Origin of the sequence: Amphritea sp. HPY (genome assembly GCF_050870985.1) — a bacterium.
Classification (GTDB): Bacteria; Pseudomonadota; Gammaproteobacteria; order Pseudomonadales; family Balneatricaceae; genus Amphritea.
The window spans coordinates 669,202-686,698 of record NZ_CP194015.1 but is presented as its reverse complement, the minus strand read 5'-3'; the positions used below and the strand labels follow the sequence as shown (position 1 = coordinate 686,698).

Sequence of the window (17,497 nt, the reverse complement as noted above, 5' to 3'; positions counted from 1 at the left end):
CTAATATGGGTGCCTGAATAACCGGCAACTCAATGCCAAATAACTGTTGAATGTTCATTCCATACCCCTTTAAAACCTGACTAATCATACTCTTATCCGTCTACTACCCTGTACACCGGCTAATATGGGTGCCTGAATAATTGGCAGTTCAATACCAAATAATTGTTGAATGTTCATTCCATTATTTCCTTTAAATTCAACTTACTCGCTAGTAGCCAGTTTCAATCCAAGAAATACCAGCACGCTGCCGGTAAGGCCATTAAACCATTGGCTGACACGGGGTCTTTGCAGCCAGTCTTTAGCCCGGTTAACTCCGACTGCCAGCAGCGTCTGCCAGATCATAGCGATAATAAAATGTAAACCTGCAAGAAACAGCGACTGCAGCAGTGCAGAACCGGCAGGATCAATAAACTGTGGCAGAAACGCCATGTAGAAAAGTGCCGTCTTCGGATTCAGCGCATTTGAAAGAAAACCTTCGCGCAATGACCGGCGCAGTTTAAACTTGCCGGCCTGAGCCGGACCAATATGAAAAGCGCCCCGCCCCTTCAACAGGGCATACAGGCTATTGCCGCCCAGCCAGATCAGGTAGCAGGCACCCACCAGCTTCAATGCGCTGAACGCATAGGCGGATTGCAGCAGAATAACCGAGATCCCCATGGCCGAAACCGCCGCGTGCAAGAACAGTCCTGAGCAAATTCCGGTGCTGGTAGCCACTCCATCCTGCCAGCCACCGCGGGCACTATTGCGGATCATAATCATGGTATCCACACCCGGTGTAATGGTAAGCAAGGTGATAGCCACCAGATAGGTCAGTAGTAGCTGAAGTTCCATAATAAGCTCAATTCTGTACGAAAAAGGAGATCAAGATAACGCTTAACTCAGCCGAAGTCACTGCTACAGGGAGCTGCTCCAGAGAAATTTGCAGCACTACCGACGGCTATGACCCGCTACCGTCAAACAACCGATCCATCTCCCTATAGCTCTCAAGCTCACTCAACAAGCGGCCTTTTTCTATGCGGGCAACCTCTTGCCATGGCCGGTTTTCAATTGCTCCGACCAGCGCATACAACAGGTTCATTCCCGGCTTTACTCCAGAGTTAATACCAGGCAAAGAGTGTACCCGCAGATACGCCCGCACCGCCCCCACCTCAACCAGTTCTTCAGCGCTGGAAATACCTGCTTCAATCAGCCATCCGGCGGACACTTTGCCTAAACCTCTGAGGGCTGCAAGATCACTGGACGTACTTTTATTCAAACCGCTCTTCATGATCAGACACTCACCTTGTCAATTTTTGCGCGAGTCAGATAATAACGGCCTAAGACCACCATCATTATCCCGCCCAAAACCAATACTGAGGCAATAATAAAACGCAATGAAATCGACTCATCGGTAAAGATAACCCCGCCAGCGGCGGCAATCACCGGCACCAGCAGTTGTAATACCGCTGCCTGGGTCGCGGATAACCCGCGTAGCGCCTGATACCAGACGGCATAGCCGATACCGGATGCAACGGCACCCGACAATACCGCCAGTACCAGCCCCTTCAGGCTGATATCAATATTCTGAAAAGCCAGCACCGCAACGATCAGGATAAAAGGAATTGTGCGCAGGAAATTATAATGCGTATCGGCAAGTGGATTTACCGAGCCCCGGCCTTTCAGGGTGTAGCCTCCCCAGGCGATTCCCGCTACGGTCATCAGGATAAAGCCGGTCAGTGACGGTGTATTTACCGCAGGCGCCACGAGATAGACAAAGCCGGCGAAGGCAACAGTCATCCCCAGCCACTCCGAGTAATGTAGCCGGGTACCCCTGAACAGACTTATAAGGATCATCGTAATCTGAACTGCACCAAACAGAATCAGCGCTCCGGTGCCGGTATCTAAAGAAACATAAGCATATGAAAATGTCAGGGCATAAAGAAACAGCATAAAGCCTGCCAGCCAGCTACCTTTCGACGTTTTCCCGACACCAGATTCAGCTCCCGGTTTAACATCAGGTCCTTTTGCCATGAGTGCCGTGATAATCAGTAATACCAGAACACCGGATAACAATCTGATAACCGTAAAGCTAGCCGCATCGATGACCTCTTCACCCAGGGCCATGCGACAGAGTACAGAGTTGCCGGCAAATGCCAGTAGGGCAAACAGGGTGAATATAGTGGTTTTTACAGGCGTTACTTTCATGAATCACGACTACCTTCAGATTTTAAATGAACCGCTATCATCACTCAGCATCCGATCTGTTTCTGACCACCATCGGCTGCCGAATATAGTGCCGCCCCAGTTGCCACAGCATAAGGGCTGCACCCAGTCCGCCAGCTCCGAGAATCATGGTCATAATCATGATCTGGTAACGCACTGCAATCAGTGGCGATACTCCGGACAGGATCTGTCCGGTCATCATACCTGGCAGCGCCACCAATCCAACTGCCATCAGGGTATTGATCTGCGGAATCATCGCCGCTTTAAAGGCGGTTAAACGGGCCTTTTTCTCATCTTTGCCTTCATGAAGTTCTGCATGATAACGCTCCGCCGCCAGACTGATCGCATTCATGGTATTGGCAAAATACATTCCTGCCAGCGGGATAATCACCCGCGGTTCGTACCAGCTTTCTACCTCCAGTACCAACAGCAACGATATCGTCAGGTGCAGCGCCACCGACACTCCCAGGGCAATAACCGCGGGTCGAAGAAAACCGTTGTGGTGACTGACCGGCCGGATCGCTATCCAGCTGGCCGCACAGATCATCACTGTGAGTACAGCCAGCGTAATCCACGGCGAAGGGTTTTCAAACAGTGCCACCAGTACGTACCCGACACCCACCAGTTGCAGAGTCATCCGCGCACTGGCCAGTAATATCTCAGAAACATTACCAGCCCAGCTCATATAGATAGCTGCAATAAGCAATACGGGTAAAGCGCACCAGGCCAGTGATAGCCAGGATATAGTCGCCATTAGAAACTCCCTTGCAGGACTATTAACAGAACAGTTTAATACTTAACTGTTACAGTCTAAGCGCTTTTCCTGATCTTGCCCTTAAGCTTCCACGCCGATAAAGCCACCAGACTGGTGGGCCCACAACTGGGCGTAGATACCACCGCTGTGGATCAGCTCCTGATGCGTCCCCTGCTCCACGATCTGCCCCTGATCCAGCACGATCAATCGATCCATTGCCGCAATGGTCGATAAGCGGTGCGCAATAGCGATCACGGTCTTCCCCTTCATCAGGTTAGACAGGCCGCGTTGAATATCCGCCTCGACTTCCGAATCCAGTGCAGATGTTGCTTCATCAAGAATCAGAATCGGTGCATTCTTCAGGATAACCCGGGCTATCGCGATACGCTGACGCTGGCCTCCAGACAGTTTCACGCCCCGTTCACCAACCTGGGCATCGTAGCCGGTACGCCCCTGCGGATCACTCAGCTCGAGAATAAATTCATGGGCTTCTGCCCGCCTGGCAGCAGCAATAACCTCAGCCTCGCTGGCATCCGGATGTCCGTATAGAATATTATCCCGCACACTGCGATGCAGCAGGGAAGTATCCTGGGTCACCATCCCTATCTGAGCCCGCAAACTTTCCTGCCGAACCTTACTGATATCCTGACCATCGATCAGAATTTTGCCGTCGGCCAGATCGTGAAAGCGCAGCAACAGGTTAACCAGGGTCGATTTACCGGCCCCGGAGCGGCCGACTAAGCCCACTTTTTCGCCCGGTTTGATCATCAGATTCAGGGCATCGATTACGCCACTGTCTTTACCGTAGTGAAAATCCATCTGCTCAAAACGGATCTCACCGGCACTGACGTTAAGGTCTTTTGCATCGGGCTCATCCACCACGTCCAATGGCTGCGACAACGTTGTAATGCCATCGTTTACAGTACCGATATTCTCAAACAGCATACTCACTTCCCACATAATCCATTGCGACATACCGTTAAGCCGCAACGCGAGGCTGATCGCTATAGCGATAGCGCCGACCGTCACAAGGCTATCGCTCCACAGCCAGATTGAAGTGGCCGCGACAAAAAACACCAGCACATAATTCAGGCTCTGCACCATCACATTCAGACCGGTCGCCAGACGCATCTGCCGATATACCGTATCGAGAAACTCATCCATACTCTCGCGGGCGTAGTCGGATTCCCGCTGGCTGTGGGAGAACAGCTTAACGGTGGAAATATTAGTATAACTATCGACCATTCGGCCGGTCATCGAGGAGCGGGCATCCGCCTGTAAAGAGGCAATGCGTTTAAGACGCGGCACGAAGTAACTCATCAACCCGATATACACCAGCAACCAGCCCAGTAGCGGCAACATCAGACGTATATCCGCTTGCGCGACTAACACCAGCATCGAGATAAAATAGATCGCGACGTAGACCAGAACATCCAGCAACTTCATCACCGCCTCGCGGACCGCGAGTGAAGTTTGCATCACTTTAGTAGCAATTCGTCCGGCAAAGTCATTCTGATAGAAAGCCAGGCTCTGGCGCAGCAGATAACGGTGTGCCAGCCAGCGAATCGACATCGGAAAGTTTCCCAGCAGCGCCTGATGCACAATCACAGAATGCAGTAAAACCAGCAACGGCAACCCGACCAGCAGTAACAGACCGACCCCGATCAGGGTATCCCCCTCCTGCTGCCATAAGGTTTCCGGCTGCTTAGTGCTCAACCAGTCGACAAGTTGTCCGAGAAAGCCAAACAGATAGACTTCGGTAATTGCCAACCCCGACGAACAAAGCGTCATTAACAGCAATGGCAGCTCCATGCCCCGGGTATAGTGACGACAAAAAGCGTATAGCCCCCCGGGTGGCTGCTCTGGCTGGGCTTTTACGAATGGGGGGATCAGGCGTTCGAAAAAATTAAGCATCTTACTTTCCGCTGAATCCGCTGCACGCCACAGCGGATGAAAAAATTACAACTCCTACTGCTGTGGATAGTAACTAAACTCAGCCCGGACGCCTAAGGTTATATTTACTGTCCTACTGAGATAAAGCCAATATCCACTCTCATCCGTTTCCATCCCGCCACCGGATAGCGGGCTACGCTTCGCTGCCCCAACCTACAAATATTACAAAGTAAGGAGTGTGATACAAAAGATTACATTAATAGAATACCTCCCGCTTGTTCTAGTTAGAAAAACCTTAAAACCTGTTGGGCTTCGCTATGCTCAGACCAACCTACCATCTTACAACGAACCTGAGCATGTTGTACCTCGGTGCTTTTTAAGAGGGCTTTTACGTTTTTTCTAGCGACTAACAAGGCGCGCAGCGCCGTTCTAGCGAGCCGAACTTGTTCGGCGGTTCTGGCAACTGATCCCCTCCCCCCACTGCTATACTTAACTCCAATATTGCCGGTCACTAAACCCGAACTGGGTACCACGCCGCCTATGTTCAGCGTACTCACAGTATTTCTCGTCATCTGCCTCTATATGGCACTGTTGTTCGCCGTTGCAACCAAAGCTGAACGTCATCAGCAACGGCTACACAACTATTATCTATGGATCTATGCCATCTCGATGGGGGTCTACCAGACTTCGTGGGGGTTTTATGGCAATGTTGGCTACGCAGCCAGCCACGGTTTTTTGTTTGTGATGATAGAACTGGGCAGTTACTGCTGTATTGCGCTGTGGTGGGTACTGTTGCGCCGTATGGTCCAGGTCAAGGAAGCGTTGCATATCACCAGCCTTGCGGATCTGATCGCCGCCCGATATAACCGCTCACGCACGCTGGCAGCACTGGTGACCCTGATTGTAGTACTGGGTAGCGTGCCCTATATCGGCTTGCAGATTAAAGCCATCGTTGAGTCGATCGGCGTGCTCACCTCAACCCCGGCTGATAGTGAAAAAATCAACCTTATCGGTATTGGCAGCAGCCTGATCCTGCTCCTCTTCACTATCCTCTACGGTATCCGCCGCCTTGACCCAACCGAACATCATTATGGCATGCTGGTCGTACTGGCCATGGAGTGCATAATAAAGCTGGCGGCGATGCTGGCGGTGGGGATCTTTGTCACATTCGGGCTGTATCAGGGCTTCGGCGATATATTTAATCAGCTGGACCTGAACAGGCTGCAGCATATCAAGGGGCTGGGACCCGAGCAGCAACGTACCTCAGCCATGCTTTCTTTGTTTGTTATCGGTTTTTTCTCAATACTGATGCTGCCCCGCCAGTTCCATATCGCGGTAGTAGAAAACGCCAGTCAGAAAGATATCAAACCCGCAGCAATAATCCTCTTCTTTTACCTGTTTCTGTTTTCCCTGTTTATAGGGCCCATCGCCGCTGCAGGCGTATTACAAGGCATAACGCCACAGCAGGCGGATATGACAATGTTATTGCTGCCCCTGCAATCCGGTAACAGCCTGCTGGCCCTGGGCACCTTTATCGGAGGGTTTGCAGCGGCTTCTGGCATGGTGATAATCACCACTACAACGGTCTCCACTATGGTAACCAACCACCTGGTGCTACCCGCCGCAGAACACTGGAATCGATTGTCCTGGCTGCGCGGTTATCTGCTCCAGGTTCGCTGGCTGGCTGCATTTCTGGTGATAGTGATGGCCTACCTGTTTGTTACAATCCTGACCGCCTCCTATCTGTTGCTGTCTATCGGCACCCTGGCTATTACTGCCATGCTGCAAGTGGTACCTGCACTGTTCGGTGGACTGTTCTGGCAGCGTGGAAACTTTCGGGCAGCCCTTTGCAGCATGCTGGCGGGTTTACTGATCTGGTTCTATACCCTGCTACTACCTATCCTGTTGCAACAATACAGCCTGCAACCGGAGGTACTGCTTAATGGTCCTTTCGGAATCGGCTGGTTACGACCCGATGGCCTGCTAGGCCTTACCGGCCTGGATAACACAGCGCACGGCCTGCTATTTTCACTGGGCATAAACACTCTGCTGTATATCACTCTGTCTATATTTATTAGCCCCCACAAGGAAGAACGCAACCTGACAGAGGAGTTTATGCAACTGTTCAGCAGTGAGATCGCCCCGGAGCGGACAGTGCGTCCGATCGGACTGGATGATCACATCCTCCTTGAAGACAAACGGGAAGAAGCCCTGCAGTTACTTAGTCGCTACCTGCGCCGGAAGAAAGCGATCAACCTGTTGCGACATATCGAAGCCAATTTGCAGATATATGATAAAGAACAGATCAACATTATCGAACTGGTCGAATACCACAGGATGATCGAGCATGAGCTGGCCGGATCCATTGGCGCTGCCAGCTCTCACAGTGCCATAAAGAATCATGTTCATTACAGCACGAAGGAGTCCAACGAACTGCAGGCCGTATTCCATCATATATCCAGTGAACTTAAGGCCGCTGAAAAGACAGCTTCAGGCGGAGAGAAAGATAAGACTATCGATATGTTGCACTCCCAGATCACAGAACTGGAACGCGCCGTCAGCCAACAGCAACAGGAGATTGAACAGCTGCTGGACCGGCTTGATCAGCGCTATCAGGATATCCATCAGTACCGGCTAAAGGCCCAGCAATACAGAGAGACCCTGGAACACCAAATGGCTAAACAGCAGACCACCCGGGACTTGACCGAACTGGAACAGGAGAATAAACGGCTGAAACGAATGTATGCTGAGATAAGCCTGCAACTGGACAGGGCAAAGAAAGAGCCGGGCAGATAGAGACAGAACTCCTCAGGCAATAGCCGTTACTCTCTGCCACGACTATCCTGAACAGCTTTCTGTTGTGACAACGACCTCTAGCAACCACTTCTAACAACTACCTATTACAACGACCTCTAGCAACCACTTCTAACAACTACCTATTACAACTACCTCTAACAACTACCGGCAAGTTGATTTTCCTTAGCATGCGCCCGTTTTGATTCCGTCATCAGGATATACACTGCGACTGCAACCAACAGCAGTGCATCGGTTGTGATTACCCAATAGACCCCCGCCAGGCTGCCGCTGATATCCTGTATAAATCCCGCCATAAGATTACCCAGTGCGCCACCCAGGCCGAAGGTGACCATGCCGATACCGTTTATCTGCATCGTCGCTGTAGAGGAGTAATGCTGGTTAACCCAGCCCGCAATAATCCCCCACATAGGGAAATACATCAGGCCGTAGCCAAACCCGGCAAACACCGCAAAATAAGCAGGATCGTAGACAAATGCGAGCAAGCCCAGGGCAAAACCCGCAAATACGATCAACAGCGCTACACCATGCCCTTTGCTATCGGCCAGCTTACCCGACAAAAAGCCGGCCGCCATGCCGGTAACGCCTGCTATCGTCCATGTATAGCCACCGAGCGCAGGAGGCAGCATTAATTCCGCCAGGTAGGTATTCAGCCAGGTCGAGAACGGCATCGTTGCAAAACCGACCATGAAACAGATCAGGCAAGCGAAGAACGCCGCACGCTCCTGCACGATAGTACGAAACAATTGCCGTGCCGACAGGGCTGCAGTTGCTTCTGTCGAATTAGTGACCGCACGCTGTTTAAGATTTTTCAACAGTAATAAAGTCAGAATAACGGTAACAGTCCCCAACATTCCGGCCAGCAACCAGCTGCTGCGCCAGCCCAGCAGCGGCACCACCAGCAAAATAAGCAAACCGTTCAGGCCGTAGCCCCAGGCCGTGCCGCTGGAGGCACTGGATAAGCAGGTCGAACAAAATGCTGGACGCGCATATCGGGTTATCAGCTCAATTATGGCACCCCAACTGATCGCAGCACTGGCGGCCATACAGGTCAGCACCAGTAAAACCGCCATCGGCTCATCCAGGGTCGCCATGGCAAACAGCAACAAACTGGTTACAGAACCGGTAATCAGCACCAGCCGTCCGGAATCGATACGGTGTCCGATCAGCCCCAGCAGCATCGCCCCACCAAGATAAGATAACTGGGTCAACGCACCGATCGCCGCCAGATGCCAGTGGCTGATCGCGATCGACTCCCGCATCATCGGCACCAGAGCTGCGAACAGGAATACGCCGAAACCGTGGCTGATTATCTGGTTTATTCCAAAGGTGGTGGTCATTCGCATCAAACACTCTCCATGACTGTCGGGTCACTGTTCAAGAAATTATTTTTTCGGGATCCTGGAAATACCGGCCTGAAGCCCGGACTGGCTATCCTAGGCACTTGCCTTTATTCGGTAAATCGATAAATATTGACGCCTACATTCAATTTAAGTGAATTCTGACATATGCGTGATCTGCCAATTGCCCTGTTACGAACCTTTATGGTCGTTGCTGAAACACTTAACCTCACTGCAGCGGCAAATCAGCTGCACAAAGCCCCTTCAACCATCAGCATGCAGTTGAACAGATTAGAAGATCTGGTTGCTAACCCGCTGATGGAGCGGGGCCAGCACGGCGTCAGATTGACCGCTACAGGTATGCAACTGAAATCCCACGCCCAGCAACTGCTTAACCTGCACGATCAGATTGTCGGTTCGTTTCAGAATATTGATATCAGTGGGCAGGTTCGCCTCGGCACCCACGATCAGTATGCCAGCAGAACCCTGACGCCCCTGCTGAAAGCCTTTATCCTGAGCTACCCGGAGGCACAGTTAGAAGTGTTCTGTGACCACCGGCCGCACTATCTGACCGACATGCTGGAACAGGGAAAGATTGATATCGCACTGGTAGAGATGCCCGCAAATTCCGGTGGTGGCATACGACTGCGGCGGGATGAATTGGTCTGGGTTCGCGCTAAAGACCATAATGTCCATCAGCAGGCGACCCTGCCATTGGCAGTATTTGATGAGGGCTGCTATCACAGAAACTATGCCCGCAAGGCGCTGGAACAATCGGCCAGGCCTTACCGAATTGCTTTCACCAGCCAAAGTCGAGCAGGTGTTTTGGCAGCAGTACGGGCCGGTATCGGCGTTGGCATTATCCCACGGCATACCCTGGAAGAGGATCTGGTGGTAATTGAGGAGGATCTGCCCGCTCTGCCGGAAACAGAGGTCGCAGTGTTTACCGCAGCCCGGATAAATGAAGCAACCCGACGCCTGGCACAAACAATCGAAGAAAGTCCGCTATTCGGAAATAACTGAACTTCAAACAGAATGGGATAATCCATTCAGATAGAAACAGATTATTGGGGAAGGAGGTTTTCCAGCAGTTCAACGACCTCGATAAACTGGGCCTGCGAGGCTTTCTGCTTCTTCCGCTTCTTATAATCAAGATCATATAGGCGGATATGGTGATCGGGGTTCACATTGGCATTCTTCAGGCAGGCTTCTGCGCAGTGCAGCTGGCAACCATCGATTGCGATGACCGGTCGGCCAGAGCGTGCAATTTTAACCAGCGCAGGAACACCACCACCGACCCCAGCGATACAGGACATCTCAGCTCTGCCGCTCTGATCGATATGCAGAGCGACATCATTCGCCAGTTGCGCCACATTGGAGCAACCAGAGCAGGAATATACCAGTGGCAGAGATTTCGCTTTCATCATTACCTGAATATTAATTGAATGATTTCAAAGCCTTAACATCACAAACATGCAAGTTACGCCCCTGCACATCCAGAATACCTTGCTCTTTCAGGTCATGAATCACCCGGGAAAACGTCTCCGGTTGCATCGCTAAACGGGAAGCGACCAGGCGCTTAGCCATCGGCAGCTCAATCAAAGTACCTTTTGTTTGTTCAAGCTGTCCCAACAAAAAACGCACCACCCGATGGCGGGCGTTCTGTACGGTAAGGGTCTCGATCTCGCTCAGCCGCAGGTGCAAGCGACGAGCCATGTTCGCCATCAGACGAAAACAACTGTCGCTGGAGTCCTGCAGAATCGCTTTATAGTCACGGTTATTAAATACAATCAGTTGGGCAGGCCCCAGAGCTTCTGCATGCACCGGGTATTTACCCTGCTCCATAAACATTACCGCTTCGGCAAAGGTATCCCCTTCACTGATCACTTCGACAACTTTTTCCTGGCCGTCGACAGACAGATGAAATAACTTAATACGGCCACTGGTTACCAGATAAAAGCGATCAGCCTTCTCTCCCTGGGAGAACAAGCTATCCCCTTTATTCAGGGTCAGCTGCCGGGCATTCTCAAGCAACCAGCTGAATACATCATCTTCCAGCATCTGAAACAGGACATTTTTACGGGCTAATTTATAGCCATATTCGGATACCGGCTGACTCATAGCGTCTCCTGGGTATATGCATTGGTGTTGTAATCACAGGTATTGCGAACACCGATATTGAGATCACAGCTATTACGACCAAAGTTGTTCACTGGAATACTCACCTCAACCGCCAGTCATATTCATGAAGCGCACTATCTGTGGCTCATCTTCGACATCAAAACGATGGCGTTCAGGCTTGTATTGCAAAGCCTCTACTACCGCCTGTTTCAAGGGCTCAGTATCGCCAGGGTAGCGCCGTAATATGGCACGCAGATCGACTGCATTTTCCCGACCCAGGCAAAGCAGCAGCTGTCCTTCCACCGTAATCCGGATCCGGTTACAGGCACCACAGAAATTATGGCTATGAGGGGAGATCAGCCCAACCCGACTTTTAGAATCAGCCATGCGGAAATAACGCGACGGTCCACCTGTCGCTTCGGTGCTGGCCACCAAAGGATACTGTTGCGATATAACTCGCTGCACCTCATCGCTTGAGCAATAGGTCGCTGCCCGGTCATGTTCGGTAATCTGTCCTAAAGGCATCTCTTCGATAAAACTGATATCGATACCACGCTCACGGGCATACTCGACCAGCGGCACGATTTCGTCATCATTGCGGCCCTTGAGAATTACAGCATTCAATTTGATTCGTTCGAAACCAGCCGCAACTGCAGCATCGATTCCGGCCAGCACCTGATCCAGCTTATTGCGCCGGGTTAAAGAACTGAAACGATCCTGCTGCAATGTATCCAGGCTGATGTTCAATCGCTTCAGTCCGGCTTGCTGCAGCGGTTTGGCAAACTCCTGCAGCTGAGAGCCGTTGGTGGTCAGGGTAACTTCATTGAGGCCCGGCAATACCGCGATTCTTGAAACAAGTGAGACGATATCCCGCCGTACCAGCGGTTCACCTCCGGTCAGGCGGATTCTTTTGACCCCCAGTTCGGTAAAGGCCTGACCTAGCGTCGCTAGTTCCTCAAGCGTCAGTACCTGGGCCCGGGGCAGAAAACGAACATCCTCAGACATGCAGTACACGCAACGAAAGTCGCAACGATCGGTTACCGAAAGTCGCAGGTAATCGATCGTCCGGCCAAAGCTGTCGGTCAGTATATTCTGGGTAGTCATCCGGCCTCCTGCAGCCCTGAATTAAAGCAGTGATTATCCCGCAATACGGGTGATTAGCCGATTATGTCAAACTCTGAACCTGCCAATATACCTATTAAGGAGTAATAAGAGGTAGACCGACCCTGTCACCACCATCTGAAAGGTACTTTCATGATATGGATCAACATTAACAAAAGGGACTAATTACACTCCTGCAGAAAAACCACTTATTACCAAGGTTATTAACATCCTCATAATGGGCATCCATAAGGCGGGTTTTAATTTACCTCTGAGTAAAACCTTTCTAATCTGGGCTAAAAGGATTCTGTTCCCTTTATTGATCAGAGAAGAGTTCTGAATCAGGTATTTAAGTGGATTCAGAATATGGGGGGGTCATGGGCGTGATTCGGCAATGCTTGGCTGATCATAGATCCTGGTTTTTAACCGGGTTTATGATGTTGCTATGCCTGTTACCCGATAACAAAGCCCGGGCTGAGTCATCGCATGTAATCGTCCATTCGGATCAATCCTCCGTACAACTATCCCCACAAAGTTTATGGGCTATCTACGGCATGAAAACCCGTAGCTGGCCAGACGGCAGCCGTATCAAGGTCTTTGTCCTGCCATCAAAGCATCCACAACATCGGGGCTTTGCTATTCAGGTTCTCAAAACTTACCCTTATCAGCTGGAACGGGTCTGGCAACGGTTGATGTATTCCGGTACCGGCAGGGCGCCCACGGAAGTCGAATCAGAACAAGCAATGATTGAGGCGGTCAGTTCGACGCCCGGCGCTATAGGCTATATCAATGCAGCAACAGATAAAGGAGCAAGCCATGTTATTGAGATTCAATAACACGTTTACCGGCTTCATCCTCAAAGCGTGTGCCCTGGCATCGGCTTTCTTGAGTATTCAGATATCCGCTTTTGAATTGACCGAAAGCACTGAAGTACATGGCTTTGTCAGCCAGAGTTATATCAGCACCGATGGCAACAATTATTTCGGCCAGTCAAAAGATGGCAGTTTTGACTTCCGCGAAGCCGGCATAAATATTATTCATGAAGCAACCCCCGATCTGCACTTTGCCGCTCAGGTTATCTCCCGCAAGGCCGGTAAAACCAATGACGGCAGTCCGCATCTGGACTATGCCCTGATGGACTATAACTTATTCGATGAGAATGGCTGGCGCAGCGGTATCCGCCTCGGGCGTACCAAAACCCCCTACGGCTTTTATAACCTGACCCGGGACATTCCTAATGCCCGATCCGGTGTATCGGTGCCCTCTTCGATCTATTTTGAGCAGTTGCGCAACTCTCTGATTTCGACCGATGGTGGTAACTTCTACAGCAACCTGAACCGGGACTGGGGAAGTCTCAGCTTCGATCTGTACAGTGGCCAGACCGAGACCGACGTAGAGATGGAATATTATGTTCTGCAACAGGACCTGCCCGGACAATTCGATGACGCCACCATGCGGGGCGCCCGATTATTGTACGAGAACATGGGGGGTAGCCTGCGTCTGGCACTGACTTATGCCCATCCCGAATTCGATTACCAACCAGGATCGTTCGACCCATTCAGCGCCGGTCACGTGGCATCCGACATGCTGCTGTATTCGGTTCAGTACAACCTTGAAAAGTGGTCCCTTACAGCTGAATACCTCACCGCGGATAATGAGGTGACGGCGTTTGGCGTTTTACCCGATCGTTTCAGCAATACCGAGGCCTTCTATATACAGGGCGACTACCGGATCAATTCCGATCTCACGGTTTATCTGCGCTATGAAGAACAAACCCTTGATACCAAAGACCCTGATGGTACACAGTTCTACCAACCACTTTTCGGTGCGGCTCATATCGCTTTTGGTAAAAACACAGTACTCGGAGGACGCTGGGATTTTGCCGATAACTGGCTGATACGCGGTGAAATTCATGATACACGGGGAACTTTATGGTTGCCGAAAAGCGATAACCCATCATTGCCAGAAAGAAATGAAAAATGGCAGATGCTGGTATTACAACTGGTCTATAGCTTTTAAACCAAATTAAGCAGTCTTCGAAGCAGGAGAGGGTTACAACCCGAATAACAGATGAATAAAATCGGTTTCAGCATTAAGTGGAAAGCGGTGACTTTCCTCAGTGCCATATTGCTGTGCATCTGCACTTCAATGGTAATGCTGTACACCTATACACTGCTGCAGCAGGCTGAAGTGCGTGCTTCCAGCGCAAATACCCAGGATGACCTGGCGATTTCCGAACTGCTGGCCAACTCCTACCAGCATATGCAGCAGATGGCCCAGCTGATCCCGAACATGGAAAACATTAAGCAATCGCTGCAGAAACAGGATCAGTCAGCACTTGAGAAGGCATTGCAGGCTCACTGGCAAACCTTATCTCTGGATCTCGATATCCATTACCTGCACTTGTTTGATGCTAGCGGGCAAAATCGCGGCGGCTATCATACGGAACACCAGGTCAGAGAATCGCAGATTCAACTTATCAGGCAGCAGGTGATACAAGCCGCAGCCGTTGAACAACCCGCCCGCCTGACACTCTGCGATACGCAATGTACTTTATTCGTTATCGAGCCTTTTATTCTCAGTGACGGTTCCCAGGGAGTGATCGCTATCGGTCAGAGCATCGCCAGCCTGGTGACCCGCTTTAATTCACTCACAGGCAGGAGCCTGGCCATTCTTAAACCAGGACAGGTTATTAATGAAAACCGGAACCTGCCAACCTGGGGAATGAGTATCTGGGCGTTAAGCCAATTCAATACTCTGAACCCGCTGATAAAACAGAGCATGGCGCTTCTGTCCGAGCCAGGTAATATCCGCTTAAAAACAGACTCTAACGTTCCCTATCGGATCCATCGCATTGCTAACCCCCAACAAAATAGCATCGGCAACCCGCCCATCATTCTCTCGCTGACTGATATAACTGCAGAAGAAGAAGCTCTGCATAGCTCCATTCGCAACGGCGTACTTTCCGGTATCAGTGGTTTAGTGCTGTCAGAACTATTCCTGTTGCTGCTTATATGGCGGCCAACCCGGCGCCTGCATCGACTCGCTGCAGCCCTGCCGCTGTTATCCGAACATAAATTTGATGCGGTACGTCATATCATCCACTGTTCTGAAAATAACAGGCTAAAGGATGAACTGGATCTGCTTGAAAATACTGTGTTGCAGGTATCGGATGAATTTGAAGTGTTACAGCGCGAAGTAAAGCAACACGCTGAGCGGCTGGAACAGCAAATGACCGAACAGATCAGAGCCCGCCAGTTTATGGCTCAGCTACTGGACACCGCACCACTGATCATTATCACCCAGGCCGGTAACGGCCAGATACATACGATGAACCACTGGGGTCGGCAGATGACCCGCTGGACACACCGGGAACAAGATCCGCTACACACTGACTCATTCCTCAGTCTGCATAAGGAAGACTCCCTGCCGGATGACTATCTCGATAAAGTACTGCTACTAAGCCGTAAAGAGCTATCGGTATTTCAGCATGAAGCACAACTTCATGATCGGTACGGTACCTTGAGATATATCACCTGGATGCACTCCCTGATTGAGGATGATAACGGTGAGCAATCCATTCTTTCGGTGGGAATGGATTTGACCGACCGCATGGAAGCCGAGCATAAACTGACCTGGCTGGCCAGCCACGACACCCTGACCGGCCTGCACAACCGCCGGGATTTTCAGAACCACCTGAGCAAAGCACTGAATAATGGCTGGAGTGGCGCCCTGCTATTCATCGATGTCGATCGTTTCAAATCGATCAACGATACTGCCGGGCATGGCGTGGGCGATCAGGTACTGAGAAAAATTGCCCGTATACTGCAAAAAAATACTCGCGGTACCGACTTCGTTGCCCGCCTTGGGGGCGATGAATTTACTATCCTGTTACCTCGCGCAGACAAAATTGAAGCCTCCAAAGTTATGGCTAAGATGAGTGATTTTCTCAACACAGAGGTCAGTATCAACCACGGTGGTCAACAACACTTCAGCTGCAGTATCGGTTGCGCTATGTATCCGGATCACGGCAGCAGCGATGAAGAGTTGCTGGCCAGTGCCGACATGGCGATGTATCACGCCAAACAGAGCGGCCAGGGACGCTGGCACCTGTACGATTCGACCGAAGCGATCATTCACCGTATCCAGTCTGATGTCAGCTGGCAGGAGAAAATTCGCCTGGCGTTTAACGACGACCTGTTCCGGCTCTGGTTCCAGCCTATTCTGAATATTAATACCCGTAAGGTCTGTCACTATGAGGTCCTGCTAAGGATACAGATGCCCGATGGTGAGATCATTCTGCCGGGCGACTTTATCCCGGTCGCGGAACGCACCGGACTGATCTGGAATATCGATAAATGGGTACTGACCCAGACCATGGAATACCTGGCGCAGCATAACCGGGTCTGCCCTGATCAGCCGATCAGCCTGGCGGTTAATATCTCGGCACCGAGTATTCAGTCACCCGACTTCATTAGCCTGTTCCTGACCTTATGCGCGTCATACAGCATCCCACCCGAACAGCTGATCATAGAGATAACCGAAACGGCTTTCCTGGAAGACTTTGAATCAGCCCAGGCAATCCTGAGAACCCTAGCTGAACATGGCTGCAAAATAGCGCTGGATGATTTCGGCGTCGGCTTTTCCTCTTTCAGTTATCTCAAACAGATGCCGCTGACCTACGTCAAACTGGATGGTTCCTATATCCGCGAGATCGTTGACAGCCCACAGGAGCAAACCTTTGTCCGCTGCCTGACCGAAATGGTTAAAGGCTTCGACATGCTGACCATTGGTGAATTTGTCGAAACCCCGGAAATAATGCAAACACTTCAACAACTGGGGGTCCGCTATGCCCAGGGCTACCTGATCGGCAGGCCGACCCCTGTAATCGAAGATCAGGCAACAATTACTGCCAGGCTGGACGGTAAGCACCCTAAAGCGGTTACCCATCCGAACTGAAAACCTTCTGAACTATTACTCAGGCACCATCCGCTGGAGCCAAACAAACTAAAAATATTGTTTAACAAAGCGCAGCCGGAGTTAATTTAAGTCGTTTATGAAGCAACAACTGAAAGCGAAAATAGTCATACCCCAATAGATAAAGCGAGCACGCTTCTCCCCTTCACTCTCAATCAGTATTTAAGCAATAAATCACCAAAATAAGCGTTCATAGCATGTAATTAACTGGAAAAGATAACAGCTTTACCAGCATGACGGGCGTTCTCCAGCAAGCCGATCCCGCCTGCTAGAAAGAGAAAAATCCGGACGCAAC

The 17,497-nt window shown here is 50.9% G+C and carries 14 protein-coding genes; 5 read left to right on the top strand and 9 right to left on the bottom strand.

Translation table 11 applies throughout. The features are described 5' to 3' along the window. Nucleotides 1-201 precede the first annotated feature (201 nt). The 5 genes from ACQUQM_RS02805 to ACQUQM_RS02785 form a co-directional block, all read right to left on the bottom strand. Nucleotides 202-831, bottom strand: coding sequence for a LysE family translocator (locus tag ACQUQM_RS02805; RefSeq protein WP_432472961.1), 630 nt, complete (start codon nt 829-831; stop codon nt 202-204). Between the two features lie 106 nt (nt 832-937). Continuing rightward, nucleotides 938-1,255 (bottom strand): TfoX/Sxy family DNA transformation protein, encoded by a 318-nt coding sequence (locus ACQUQM_RS02800; protein WP_432472960.1) that lies wholly within the window; start codon nt 1,253-1,255, stop codon nt 938-940. 14 nt (nt 1,256-1,269) lie between these two features. Continuing rightward, nucleotides 1,270-2,184, bottom strand: a complete 915-nt coding sequence (locus ACQUQM_RS02795) for a DMT family transporter (RefSeq protein ID WP_432472959.1) — start codon at nt 2,182-2,184, stop codon at nt 1,270-1,272. A gap of 40 nt (nt 2,185-2,224) precedes the next feature. After that, complete coding sequence (locus tag ACQUQM_RS02790; protein WP_432472958.1) at nt 2,225-2,956, bottom strand: ABC transporter permease; 732 nt, start codon at nt 2,954-2,956, stop codon at nt 2,225-2,227. An 81-nt stretch (nt 2,957-3,037) separates the two neighbouring features. Then, on the bottom strand, nt 3,038-4,870 hold the full coding sequence (locus ACQUQM_RS02785) for an ABC transporter ATP-binding protein (protein WP_432472957.1): 1,833 nt from the start codon (nt 4,868-4,870) through the stop codon (nt 3,038-3,040). Nucleotides 4,871-5,389: 519 nt separating this feature from the next. Between ACQUQM_RS02785 and ACQUQM_RS02780 the strand changes: the two genes are divergently transcribed. Then, nucleotides 5,390-7,645, top strand: a complete 2,256-nt coding sequence (locus ACQUQM_RS02780) for a hypothetical protein (protein ID WP_432472956.1) — start codon at nt 5,390-5,392, stop codon at nt 7,643-7,645. A gap of 155 nt (nt 7,646-7,800) precedes the next feature. On the opposite strand, the gene ACQUQM_RS02775 is transcribed toward ACQUQM_RS02780, so the two are convergent. Continuing rightward, nucleotides 7,801-9,009, bottom strand: coding sequence for an MFS transporter (locus ACQUQM_RS02775; protein WP_432472955.1), 1,209 nt, complete (start codon nt 9,007-9,009; stop codon nt 7,801-7,803). 162 nt (nt 9,010-9,171) lie between these two features. Between ACQUQM_RS02775 and ACQUQM_RS02770 the strand changes: the two genes are divergently transcribed. Then, complete coding sequence (locus tag ACQUQM_RS02770; RefSeq protein ID WP_432472954.1) at nt 9,172-10,026, top strand: LysR substrate-binding domain-containing protein; 855 nt, start codon at nt 9,172-9,174, stop codon at nt 10,024-10,026. A 41-nt stretch (nt 10,027-10,067) separates the two neighbouring features. Here ACQUQM_RS02770 and ACQUQM_RS02765 read toward each other — a convergent pair whose 3' ends face one another. From ACQUQM_RS02765 to moaA, 3 genes are all read right to left on the bottom strand, one after another. Then, on the bottom strand, nt 10,068-10,430 hold the full coding sequence (locus tag ACQUQM_RS02765; RefSeq protein WP_432472953.1) for a putative zinc-binding protein: 363 nt from the start codon (nt 10,428-10,430) through the stop codon (nt 10,068-10,070). 10 nt (nt 10,431-10,440) lie between these two features. Next, on the bottom strand, nt 10,441-11,124 hold the full coding sequence (locus tag ACQUQM_RS02760; RefSeq protein ID WP_432472952.1) for a Crp/Fnr family transcriptional regulator: 684 nt from the start codon (nt 11,122-11,124) through the stop codon (nt 10,441-10,443). 105 nt (nt 11,125-11,229) lie between these two features. After that, nucleotides 11,230-12,228 (bottom strand): GTP 3',8-cyclase MoaA, encoded by a 999-nt coding sequence (gene moaA, locus ACQUQM_RS02755; RefSeq protein WP_432472951.1) that lies wholly within the window; start codon nt 12,226-12,228, stop codon nt 11,230-11,232. Nucleotides 12,229-12,578: 350 nt separating this feature from the next. Between moaA and ACQUQM_RS02750 the strand changes: the two genes are divergently transcribed. The 3 genes from ACQUQM_RS02750 to ACQUQM_RS02740 are packed head-to-tail and all read left to right on the top strand — an operon-like array spanning nt 12,579 to nt 17,184. Continuing rightward, nucleotides 12,579-13,061: a hypothetical protein gene (locus tag ACQUQM_RS02750; RefSeq protein ID WP_432472950.1), complete on the top strand. Its 483-nt coding sequence runs from the start codon at nt 12,579-12,581 to the stop codon at nt 13,059-13,061. Then, nucleotides 13,042-14,244, top strand: coding sequence for a hypothetical protein (locus tag ACQUQM_RS02745; protein ID WP_432472949.1), 1,203 nt, complete (start codon nt 13,042-13,044; stop codon nt 14,242-14,244). Before ACQUQM_RS02750 ends, ACQUQM_RS02745 begins: the two co-directional genes overlap by 20 nt. Before the next feature lie 51 nt (nt 14,245-14,295). Beyond that, nucleotides 14,296-17,184, top strand: coding sequence for an EAL domain-containing protein (locus tag ACQUQM_RS02740; protein WP_432472948.1), 2,889 nt, complete (start codon nt 14,296-14,298; stop codon nt 17,182-17,184). The last annotated feature ends 313 nt before the right edge of the window (nt 17,185-17,497 follow it).